The following is a 10,118-nucleotide window of genomic DNA, read 5'->3' as shown; positions in this document are numbered from 1 at the left end:
AGCCCCCATTCACAAGCAAAATAAAAAGGACTGTAGACAAACTCTAGAATTTCATTGAGTTTGTCTACAGTCTGAAGTGATCCAAAATTATTTTGGGTCACTTCTTTCATATGACAAGCAAATGAATCTTCTTTTTACGAAGGATGTGAGTATATAATGGACTTCTTTCATTCCCAGGAATCCTTAACATCTGTTCAATGGATACTACGGGCAGTGGTTGCTTTTTTCTTTTTATTACTTGTTGCTAAACTGATGGGGCGACACTCCATTGCCCAATTAAGAATGCTTGATTTTATTATGGCTTTATTGCTCGGCAACATTATTGCCCACCCTCTTTCTGATGAACATTTAGGGATGAAAGGTTCAATGATTACGATTAGCGTTTTAGTCATTCTGTATACAGTCGGTGTCTTCTTAACTTTAAAATGGCATAAGCTAAGAAATTGGCTTGATCCGGCTCCTTTTGCTCTTATTAATAATGGGAAGATTATTTATAATAATTTATCTAAATCAAAAATATCCTTGGATTTTTTACTATCCCAGTTACGAAAGGAAAAGATTACCGATATACAAAAGGTAGCACTTGCCTTATGGGAGCCAGATGGCAATATTTCTGTATTTTTAGATCCAAAGTACCAACCGGTCACCCGATCAGACATGCAGTTGCATCCATTACCTTTTTCTTTTCCTCATGCCGTTGTTAAAGATGGGAAAATTGATCACTCGGAGCTGAAAAAAATAGGGAAAGATTCGACCTGGCTTGAGACGAAGCTAAAAAAAGACCAGTGTGTAGCAGTCAATGAGGTGCTATTAGCCACAATTGATCAAAACGAGCAGTTAAAGGTCCTGCTGTATAAGTAGCCATTCTAAGCATAGAAGTTTGTTCACTTCCTTTATGTAAGAAGCCCCGTCCCCTCTAACAGCCAATTGGCATCTATAAGCCGAGGGACCATTATATAAAACCTTGTTGTATGGAGAAAAGCTGCCTAAGTAATATGGCAGCTTCTTCTAAAATTTATTGATCCCATCCTCCTGAATAGTACGGGTATGGCTGTGGATAATACGGATAATAACTCATCGGTCTTGGACGTGGACGAGGTCTTGGATATGGATAATATGGGTATTGATACGCATAAGGATACGGTTGTGGATAATATGGATACGGCTGATACGATGGGTATGGCGGATACGGCTGCATATGATATGATTGCTGTCTTTCTTCCTCCAGTTCCATATCGGTCAATTCCTCTTGTTCAATAAACGGTTCATCTTCAAAATTGTAGTTTTGGAAATGCACAATCATGTCCCCCTTTATTTGCTTCTGCCCTTTACCTTATGCTGCCCATCCGTGAGATGTGTCCGTCCTTTTTAAAAATAGGGTCATCTGCTCATACACTCTTGAAATAAATGGGATATGCTATAATAAGGCAACAACTTGCAGGAAAGGTGGATACTTATGAATGCAATTGGTCAAATACCGATAAATATTTCCCTTCTTCACGCTTTGGATAGTTTGGGAGAAAACCTCATCATCGCTGACACCGATTACACAATATGCTGGATGAATAAGAAAGCAGCTAGTCTGCTATCCACCATAGCGCCTTTGTATGGTTTATCAGATGCGGAAAAGATGATCGGAAAAAAATGGATGTATTTCACACCCGTCCAGAAACTCAACGGGAAATGATGGAAAAGATGACAGAAAGCCATAGAGCCCGTATTACCATTCGCGACCGCTATGTTGCGGACATTATCATTACTGCTATTAAAAATGATACTGACGAAATAACCGGATATGTGGTTATCCTTATGGATGTAACAACGAAGGCGGAAGAAGAAGAAAGAAACGAAAAGCTGATCCAAGCACTATCTGTTCCCATTTTAAAAATATGGGAAAAAACCATTGCTCTCCCTCTTATCGGGGAAATTGATGCTGTCCGGGCAGACTGGCTTCTCAATTCTGTCCTAAAGGAATGCGCCGCTCACGATATCCAATTTGCTTTAATTGATTTAAGTGGTTTGTATAGTCACGGAGAGGAAATCAGGGAACACATACAAAAATTAAACGATTGTCTAAACTTAATTGGAACGCAGTGTATTATCGTTGGCATTACCCCTGAGTTAGCTATGTCCATTGGTGAGCTGCATATCCATATCCCCATTTTCAATACAGCACACGCTGGTTTGAACTATGTATTAACCCGGCAGCAATCGGGCATCTAGACTGCCGGGAAACCCTCGGCAACCTTCTTCCTCCCTACCAGGAACCGTTTTAAATGCTTATTGCCGCTTGCCGTCCGGGTCGTACATATGAGCATAGAGACCATACACTCATGAATGCTATGTATTTATAAAAAGTTAGATTTTGGGGATCATGAGCACACTGAACAAAATGAATAATAAGATAATACAGAATGCTCTAATTAATCCCCATAAAAGTCTGACTAGCTTAAGAGAAGATTATATAGCTGTTACACTCATTCATAATTATTTTTTCGGATAAGCTTTTATTACTTTCTTTCCTTTTTGATTTTTAGATGTGGCATTTTTGGGTGAATAATTATTCCAACCGCAGCCACAGCCTGATTTTTTAGCCTTTCGGGCATATCCATGAAAGTTTCCATATGACATAATCCTCACCTCTTTCAATAGAAGGTATCTTATATATATGTTTCTTTGTGTAAGCCGGATTGGATGAATACCAATGAAATTTAAATAAATTTGCTCTATACTTTCGCTTTCATCGTTTACGTATCTCTCGATTCATTATCTTGTTATATTTTCCCCACCCTCTACTATCCACTCAGCATTTATATTTCATTGTACTTTCCTCCTTGCAGTTACACAGGTTTTCATCTTTTTCAAAATCACAACAGATCCTGCACACTTTTAAACGGTCCTTTCAGCAACTTTTTACCTGCTTAAATACTAATGTTCAATTATTAGAAAGCATCGGACCGGAGTCTGCCATCTTTATCGCTTTAGAAATTTAAATACCAAGCTAAACGAAGAGAGAAACGGGTCATCTCAAACGAACGAAAAAGCAATGATTGTTTATTTTTGTCGTAAGATATTTTGTGCATGTTCTTTTAGTTTCTAAGAAGAACTGCTGTAAAAGGTAAATGCTGCCGCACCTTCTATTCTTGCAAAACATATATATAAAGAGAACTTTTCAAATAGGAGGAGAAGAGCAGAAATGAACAGAGAAATATTAAGTTCTTTAGTGGGGAAAGCTGTGAAAGTAAACCGCGGCGGCCATGATTCCAGAATTGGCATGCTGATGGCAGTAGAAGAAGATTACTTTGTATTACTTACAAAAGAAGACGGCGTTCTTTATTATAAAGGCCATCATGTGAAGAGTTTGACGGACAACACTAGAAAAGGCATAGATGTAGATTTTGTTATTCCTGAAGATTTTTCTTATATACAAGGCAAAAATTTTAAAGATATATTGCAAGGCTTAAAATATCACTGGGTAACGATTAACCGTGGAGGACATGAGAAATATCAAGGGGTATTGGATGATATTAATGACGATTACATCACTGTCGTCTTTCATGAAGAAGTTATTCGTGTAGCTATGTTTCATATCCGCAATATTAGTTATGATCTAAGAATAGAAGAACCGGGCAAAGAAAATAAAGAAAAAGAAAAAGAGAAAGAAAATAAAGAGAAAAACAAAAACGAAGATAAAAATAAAAATGAAGATCAAAATAAGGATAAACAATCACAGGAGCAAAGCGAGTAGTCCTCCTTAATGATTTTCAAGCTTAACTGCAAAGGAACCACTTTTGAATAAGTGTAGGTGGACATGGATTTTTTACAAGCTTCCATTCATTCAAAGTGGTCCTTGCTATTGAAAAAAGTTAATAACCTGCGAGGAGGGTTAGAAATGTCGAGCCCTTATTTTTCCGATACACTTAAATCACTTATAGGCTATTCTATAGGGATTTTTTCTAGTGACGGGACGTTAGTTAAAGGAAGCTTGGTGAATGTAAAAAAAGATTACCTTGTGCTACAAAACAAAAAAGGAGAATATTTTTATTACCATCTTGATCAGATTAAATCTATTTCAAAAAACACAAAACACTTGGATAAAAAACCGATACAGGACGATTATTTAAACGCGGAAAAGCTACAAGAAATTTTAGAGCATTGTAAGTATAAATGGATCACCATTAACTGCCATAACGATCAACTTATCAGAGGATACTTAAGTAAAGTCTTTGAAGATCACATCATTTTGATTAGCTCTGAAGAAAAGATTATTATGCAAACTTCTTACATTTCCAATATTTTTCCGGGCTTCTACGAAGATTCCGATTCAACCGCCGCTAATGATTTAAATGAGAAGGAAGCAGCCTCCCCAAACCAAACCGAGTATGTAAATAATATTCAGCAGGCATTTCACGAAGAGAAACCATATGAAAATCAACTGACGAATTCCGAGACACATTCTAGTCCTTCCCTGCCTAATGAAAGTGGAACACAGCCACAATTCTATGAAGAAAAAACAATTGAAAATCAACTGACGAATCCCGAGACACATTCTAGTCCTTCCCTGCCTAATGAAAGTGGAACACAGCCACAATTCCATGAAGAAAAAACAATTGAAAATCAACTGGCGGATTCCGAGACACATTCTAATCTCTCGTTGCCTAGCGAGAGTGACACACAACTACAACTTCACGAAGATGCGGAGTTTCTATTAATAAGCCGACAAGATATACAACAAGCAAAAAATAAAGAAAGACCTGTTGAAAAACAGATGACTTACAATGAAAATAATTCTTTAGAAAAAACACAACAAAATGATCATCCAATCGTTGAAAAGACAGCCGAACCGATAGACTACAATCTTTTTGATCAGAAACGCCAATCACGTCCATCCACTGGCAGCGGATCTTTATCTGCCTCTCATGAATACGAAGAGAAAAATGAGCCGACTGAAAATAATAAAATACTTAATAACGATTCAACGATGTCTTCTCATTCAAAGAAACGTTTCTTCAGAAAAAAAGGAAGCAAGAAAAAGTTAAAAATAAATAGAAGAGAAATGAAATCATCACCTACAGAAGAACAACAAATAGGCAAGCAAACAACATTATTGCCTGCTGGAAAGGAGAGTCGCGTTCATATAAAGCCTATCCTAACCCCCGAAGAAAGAGACAAGGTACTCGAATCTCAATATTACTCACTCATGAAGCAGGCTGAAAAAAATTATATGAATTTGAAAAAGAAACGGTTAGCACGAGAAAACCTAAGATAAAATGAAAATTTTCCTGGAAAAGAGATTTATTGGCTGACTCTTTATACCTTTAGGAATGTATAGCTTTTAAGCACTTGAGGAGGGCTTTGTATGGAGAAATTCATCAAACACTATGTTGGAGAGCCAATTACTTTGGAGCTTCTTGGGAAAACGGAATTGTCAGGCACGCTTGTTGATTGGGGCGCTGATGTGCTTGTTCTCTTTAAACAAGATGAGTTTTTTTATATTCCTTTTTTTCACATTCGTGAAATAGAGCTCTTGTCAAACAAAGAAGCAAGTACATTGGCACAGCCTGATGCAATACCAACACTTGCAGTTACTGAAATGCTGTCATTAGAAAAAATCTTATTGGCAGCAAAAGGGACGTTTGTTGAAATAGATGTAACAGCGGCTCAGCCGCTTCATGGCCATATTACCAATACACTGGATGACTATATCGTATTTTCCTCTCCCATTTATCAAACCATGCTCATTCCATTTCAACACATCAAACGACTTACTCCTTATCCAGCGGCCTCTCGTCCTTACGGGTTTAACAGCTCCATATCTCCGCTGGCTTCTACTGCTAAACCTTTTGCCACAACCTTTGATAACCAGCTAGAAGATATGATAGGTACATTTGCTACTTGCAATATTGGAGACAAAAAAAGCATCAGCGGCAAACTCCTTCATAAGGAAGATCACTTTATCAGTTTGCTAACAGTAAAAGAAAAACAGATTCACGTAAATATCCATCATATTAAAACAATAACCTGCACATAAGGGATTTCGCTGCTTTCGATTAAAGGTGGAAAGAGATTGAGCTTTCTGCTTTTTTCTCTTGGTCTTAGAAACGATGAATCACACCCCTTTAAAGCCGATTGTCATATAAACAAACTAAAGAATGAAGGGCTACTAAAAGAAGACTATATGCACCCAGTAAAATAATAAAAACAAGGTGACGATCGTTGTTAACGGGATAACGATTAGTGAGACACTCAGATAATCCTTCCATTGAATTTTAATTTTATTTTCTTTTAAGAGATGCATCCAAATAAGAGAAGCGAGAGTTCCGATAGGCAATAATAATGATCCTATGTCACTTCCAATTATGTTAGCGAGATAAATGGTTTTTAAAGTAATTGGGTCGAGCCCCATTTCTGTTAAAGTAATGGTTCCGATCATCAAAGCAGGATGGTTATTAAAGAGGTTAGATAAAATGGATACGATCCCTCCCATAATGAAAGTCGAATAAAACAGGCCTTCATTGACAATAGGCTCACAGATTTTCACAAGCATCGCTGTTAAACCAGCGTTGTGCAATCCATATATAATTACATACATCGAGAAAGCAAATATCAGAATATGCCATGGAGTTTTCTTCAAGATATCGAACGGTGTCGTACGCAAGTGATACCATCTCCACAACAACAGGATGACTGAACCGAGTACGGCAACTATTTCAATCGGAATGGAAAAATAAGAGGCGGCGAATAAGAGACAGCGAATGATAAAGACAAACAACAACAATTTCATCATAAATTTTGTACGTTTATGTTTGGTTTCAAATGAAAGAGTGGTTTTTAAAGGGTGAAAATTTTTTTCAAAAAAGACTTCTTCTATATCATACAAAGAATCCGGTAATTTTTTTGGGAGCTTTTTCCTGAGCAATATAAACATCAGCCAAGACATAAACAATAATCCTAAAGTAGCTGGAACAAACATCATAGCTGTATGCATATAAAGTGACATATCTACAATTTTCAAAGCTATTAAATTCACAATATTGCTTACGCCGATCGGTGCACTTGAAGCTGTGGCAATAAGCGCTCCGCTCAATAGATAAGGAATCTGCTGATGAGGTTTTAAACGAAGATTTTTTAAGAGCAATATTAAAATTGGAGTGGTAATCAAAATACTTCCATCGTTGTTAAATAAAAGGGTCATTAAAAAACATAGAAGCTGAATATACCAGTATAACCGATAACCTGAGCCTTTAGCTAAACTTGCAAGTTTTGCAGCTGCCCAGTGAAAGAAGCCGAAGCTTTCTAATATTACAGCCATAACAATTGTAGCAATAATGGCGATAGAGGCGCCGCCAATCTTGTGAATGATGTCTGTGACATCTCCCCGGGACACCGTCCCCGTCAGTAAAATGATCACCGCACCAATGGAAGCTGGCCATGCTTCATTCATCCCTCCAGGCCTCCAAAATATAACTAACATCGTTATGAAAAAGACAAACACCGGAATTGCTATTTCCAAACTCATCATTAATTCTTCCTTTTCATTAAAATAAATTCGCCTACAAAGCCCCTCCTTTTTCTCTTACTTTTATCTATATTCCGTTCTATAAAATACGAGCTAGGCAGTGAACCAGCTTTTTAAATTATGTGTTTGTCTCTATGTTATAAATGCACAAAGTCATTGCTAAATAAAATGGCAAAAAAGCAGCTGGGGGAATTCCCCCGCTGCTTACTATTGATTCATCATCCTAAATGAATGTACTTCGTTAAACAATTATTACTTGCACTTGTTGATAAGGCGGTCCACCTCATTTTCAAGCCGGTCAATTTGTCTTTGCTGGCGAGCATTTTCTCTTTCTAACTGCTCAATTTCTCTTTGTAAACGCTCTACCTGCCTCTGGAGGTCCCTAATAGCATCTTCTAAATCCTCCAGTCTGTTTCTTCCTCGGTCTCGGTCTCGACCTCGGTCTTGATCTCCTTTTCTGTCATGCTGCCGATCGTGTTTTTGTTCCTTTTCTTCTTGATTCTTATTTTCTTTGTCATGATCTTTTGGCACATTCCTCTCCCCTTTCTTTATTAAGCTATGAGAGAGAGGAGAAAAACATTAAACAATTATCCTAGTACTAAAAATCCGTTTTCTGTTAGAGTATGGTAGGTCGAAAGTCTACTATAGATGATGACAAGAAGGAATAAACTCTTGCTTCAAGTATTACCTATTTCTATTCAAAGATATAAAAAATTATTATTCTACTTTTCATCGCAGAATAAAATGCAGTGCATTGCTGTAACTAGCTATGTTAAATGGTTGGCTTTTGTCAATTAATTAAATTATTATTTAAAGTGTCCAGTATTTCCTCGTAAATTTTTTTATTGTGCTTCCTTATGTTTTCCACTTGTTTGATTAATTTTTCCACCTCAGTGTCTGCTACACTATAGCTATCATTGTCTTTTGAAAGAATCATATATAAGATAACAAATAGCAAACTACTGTTATCTACATTTACAATTGTATCAGCTTTATTGTCTGTTGAATCCTCTTCTCTTTTTTTCAGATGCTCTTCCAACTTTTTTGTCACAAGCTTCTCAATCAACTCGTTTATATCCTTATTTTTAGATGAAATCATTTGGTATCTCCTTCAGCAATTAATATTAATAGTATTTAAAGATGACACACCAGATGTTTGCTCTGCACAATAAACGAAGCCTTCTATTAAGATATTATTGGGTTTTAAAAGAGAAAAGCCGATTTGAAAGTTTTTAAAAGCAAGCACTTCTCCAGGAAGAATTTTGTCTGTATAGATCGGTTTTAACCAATAGCTTGTTTCTCCGTCCTCTTCCTCCTCCCTTTCTATCCGTTCCCAACCAAACTTCTGATGCTTCTCCATCTGCTTAGCACGCGTAAATTTCCCTGAAAAATCGATTGCCTGGTCACTTTTCACCTTAATTAAAACAATAGGAGACGTGATCACATGACGACTGTTATTTTTCACTGAAAAACTGCCTATCATTATTTGGTTATCCTTGAGATCTTTATTCAGAAGAAAAGAATGAGTAAAAAAGCAACTTACCTTATCCGGCAGTTTGCTTTTCTCCGAAGTTATACTTGTATTTATTTCTTCCAAAAATCCCTTCGCTTCTGACTCCAGTTGGCTGATCGACTGAGCCAGCTCTGCTAGCAATTTATTTGTCATTGATATCACCCGCTTAAAGTATTAAAGAGAGGAATTGTATCCTCTCTTTAATACTATGCGGCAGCATTCATTCTATTCGCCTGCAAGACCTGGAAATAAAACCGGGCATTGAGGCGGAATAACCGGCGCAGGGCATTGTTCAACGAGGATATCGCGCGGTTCACAGAAGTCTGCTTCTATCTCTAAAGTCACATCCGCAACTGTTTGAATGCTTTGGCAAAGGCTTAATGCAATATCGATGCTATCAAATTCAGTGCCTGTGCAGTTGACTCTCACGTTGCACTCTACATCTGTGAGACGGACAACGAGCCGTGTTCCTTCAGGTGCACATAAGAAGATGGATTCTGGTACATCAATTGAAATAGGATCAGAGAGTCCTACAAAAGGAGATGTCCCTGCCACACCGCTAATCTCCACTCTTATGCATAACGGCTTTACAAATGTTACTCTTTGCAGTGTAACAAGTGCCCCATCGATTACGAAAGTTCTGTCTTCTCTTTCACCAATTTCCTCCACTGGGACCTCTGCATTTACCGGAAGAGGATCGCCATTCTCATCCACTAAAAAGCATCTTGTAGTCAAGTTAGTCACCGTAGGATCACATGGATTAAATCCTGGCGGCAAACCAAGAGCTCCGGCAGCTACAGTTTGATTTACTGTATTCTGAAGTATGACCCAATCGTATACTTTTTCTGCGTTAATACATAAAAGCTCTTGAGCCCCCTGTAAATTTTGGCTTTGCATTTCATCTACTCCTTTTTATGGATTTTCTAACACAATAATAAGATATGTAAAAAGTCTAACTATGCTACAGGTTAATCTTATCGTTTACTTTCAATGAGGCTCTTGCCTATAAAAACAGGCTGTTGTTACAGCTATTGCTATACAGGCACAAGTACATCCGCCCTTTCATAAGATAACCTATATTTATGC

At 37.4% G+C, this 10,118-nt stretch carries 13 protein-coding genes; 6 read left to right on the top strand and 7 right to left on the bottom strand.

Going from position 1 to position 10,118, the window contains the following annotated elements; genetic code table 11:
* The first annotated feature begins 156 nt into the window (after positions 1-156).
* A complete protein-coding gene (locus ACH0BF_RS22520; protein ID WP_406910337.1) occupies positions 157-861 on the top strand; it encodes a DUF421 domain-containing protein in 705 nt (234 codons plus the stop codon).
* Positions 862-1,015: 154 nt separating this feature from the next.
* Here the strand turns inward: ACH0BF_RS22520 and ACH0BF_RS22515 are convergent, their stop codons facing one another.
* Positions 1,016-1,297 (bottom strand): hypothetical protein, encoded by a 282-nt coding sequence (locus ACH0BF_RS22515; RefSeq protein ID WP_340853039.1) that lies wholly within the window; start codon positions 1,295-1,297, stop codon positions 1,016-1,018.
* Positions 1,298-1,456: 159 nt separating this feature from the next.
* Between ACH0BF_RS22515 and ACH0BF_RS22510 the strand changes: the two genes are divergently transcribed.
* Positions 1,457-1,687 (top strand): hypothetical protein, encoded by a 231-nt coding sequence (locus tag ACH0BF_RS22510; RefSeq protein ID WP_340853038.1) that lies wholly within the window; start codon positions 1,457-1,459, stop codon positions 1,685-1,687.
* Positions 1,645-2,223 carry an STAS domain-containing protein gene (locus ACH0BF_RS22505; protein WP_340853037.1) on the top strand — a complete coding sequence of 193 codons (579 nt, stop codon included), beginning with the start codon at positions 1,645-1,647 and terminating at the stop codon, positions 2,221-2,223. Before ACH0BF_RS22510 ends, ACH0BF_RS22505 begins: the two co-directional genes overlap by 43 nt.
* Before the next feature lie 264 nt (positions 2,224-2,487).
* Here ACH0BF_RS22505 and ACH0BF_RS22500 read toward each other — a convergent pair whose 3' ends face one another.
* The gene (locus ACH0BF_RS22500; protein ID WP_406910336.1) at positions 2,488-2,631 is read right to left on the bottom strand and encodes a hypothetical protein; all 144 of its coding nucleotides are present in this window, start codon (positions 2,629-2,631) and stop codon (positions 2,488-2,490) included.
* 565 nt (positions 2,632-3,196) lie between these two features.
* On the opposite strand from ACH0BF_RS22500, the gene ACH0BF_RS22495 reads away from it, so the two are divergent.
* From ACH0BF_RS22495 to ACH0BF_RS22485, 3 genes are all read left to right on the top strand, one after another.
* Positions 3,197-3,748, top strand: coding sequence for a hypothetical protein (locus ACH0BF_RS22495; RefSeq protein ID WP_340853036.1), 552 nt, complete (start codon positions 3,197-3,199; stop codon positions 3,746-3,748).
* Between the two features lie 144 nt (positions 3,749-3,892).
* Entirely contained in the window at positions 3,893-5,269 is a 1,377-nt protein-coding gene (locus ACH0BF_RS22490; protein WP_406910335.1) for a DUF2642 domain-containing protein, read from the top strand.
* Positions 5,270-5,359: 90 nt separating this feature from the next.
* Positions 5,360-6,031 (top strand): DUF2642 domain-containing protein, encoded by a 672-nt coding sequence (locus tag ACH0BF_RS22485; protein WP_406910334.1) that lies wholly within the window; start codon positions 5,360-5,362, stop codon positions 6,029-6,031.
* A gap of 132 nt (positions 6,032-6,163) precedes the next feature.
* Here ACH0BF_RS22485 and ACH0BF_RS22480 read toward each other — a convergent pair whose 3' ends face one another.
* From ACH0BF_RS22480 to ACH0BF_RS22460, 5 genes are all read right to left on the bottom strand, one after another.
* Positions 6,164-7,519, bottom strand: a complete 1,356-nt coding sequence (locus tag ACH0BF_RS22480) for an arsenic transporter (RefSeq protein ID WP_340853032.1) — start codon at positions 7,517-7,519, stop codon at positions 6,164-6,166.
* 252 nt (positions 7,520-7,771) lie between these two features.
* The gene (locus tag ACH0BF_RS22475; RefSeq protein ID WP_340853031.1) at positions 7,772-8,050 is read right to left on the bottom strand and encodes a hypothetical protein; all 279 of its coding nucleotides are present in this window, start codon (positions 8,048-8,050) and stop codon (positions 7,772-7,774) included.
* 259 nt (positions 8,051-8,309) lie between these two features.
* Positions 8,310-8,618 carry a hypothetical protein gene (locus ACH0BF_RS22470; RefSeq protein ID WP_340853030.1) on the bottom strand — a complete coding sequence of 103 codons (309 nt, stop codon included), beginning with the start codon at positions 8,616-8,618 and terminating at the stop codon, positions 8,310-8,312.
* A gap of 12 nt (positions 8,619-8,630) precedes the next feature.
* A complete protein-coding gene (locus tag ACH0BF_RS22465; protein WP_340853029.1) occupies positions 8,631-9,185 on the bottom strand; it encodes a hypothetical protein in 555 nt (184 codons plus the stop codon).
* 72 nt (positions 9,186-9,257) lie between these two features.
* Positions 9,258-9,929 (bottom strand): BMQ_0737 family morphogenetic spore coat protein, encoded by a 672-nt coding sequence (locus ACH0BF_RS22460; RefSeq protein ID WP_120033592.1) that lies wholly within the window; start codon positions 9,927-9,929, stop codon positions 9,258-9,260.
* Between the last annotated feature and the right edge of the window lie 189 nt (positions 9,930-10,118).

Source organism: Pseudobacillus sp. 179-B 2D1 NHS (assembly GCF_045370945.1).
Lineage (GTDB): Bacteria > Bacillota > Bacilli > Bacillales > Domibacillaceae > Pseudobacillus.
The sequence above is the reverse complement of the archived record's forward strand: the minus strand, read 5'-3'. Positions and strand labels throughout refer to the sequence as shown.

Bases quoted from the DNA above. Each gene is read 5' to 3' on its own strand.
- ACH0BF_RS22520 (WP_406910337.1), top strand. From the start codon at position 157: ATGGACTTCTTTCATTCCCAGGAATCCTTAACATCTGTTCAATGGATA.
- ACH0BF_RS22510 (WP_340853038.1), top strand. From the start codon at position 1,457: ATGAATGCAATTGGTCAAATACCGATAAATATTTCCCTTCTTCACGCT.
- ACH0BF_RS22505 (WP_340853037.1), top strand. From the start codon at position 1,645: ATGGATGTATTTCACACCCGTCCAGAAACTCAACGGGAAATGATGGAA.
- ACH0BF_RS22500 (WP_406910336.1), bottom strand. From the start codon at position 2,631: ATGTCATATGGAAACTTTCATGGATATGCCCGAAAGGCTAAAAAATCA.
- ACH0BF_RS22495 (WP_340853036.1), top strand. From the start codon at position 3,197: ATGAACAGAGAAATATTAAGTTCTTTAGTGGGGAAAGCTGTGAAAGTA.
- ACH0BF_RS22490 (WP_406910335.1), top strand. From the start codon at position 3,893: ATGTCGAGCCCTTATTTTTCCGATACACTTAAATCACTTATAGGCTAT.
- ACH0BF_RS22485 (WP_406910334.1), top strand. From the start codon at position 5,360: ATGGAGAAATTCATCAAACACTATGTTGGAGAGCCAATTACTTTGGAG.
- ACH0BF_RS22480 (WP_340853032.1), bottom strand. From the start codon at position 7,519: ATGAGTTTGGAAATAGCAATTCCGGTGTTTGTCTTTTTCATAACGATG.
- ACH0BF_RS22470 (WP_340853030.1), bottom strand. From the start codon at position 8,618: ATGATTTCATCTAAAAATAAGGATATAAACGAGTTGATTGAGAAGCTT.
- ACH0BF_RS22465 (WP_340853029.1), bottom strand. From the start codon at position 9,185: ATGACAAATAAATTGCTAGCAGAGCTGGCTCAGTCGATCAGCCAACTG.
- ACH0BF_RS22460 (WP_120033592.1), bottom strand. From the start codon at position 9,929: ATGCAAAGCCAAAATTTACAGGGGGCTCAAGAGCTTTTATGTATTAAC.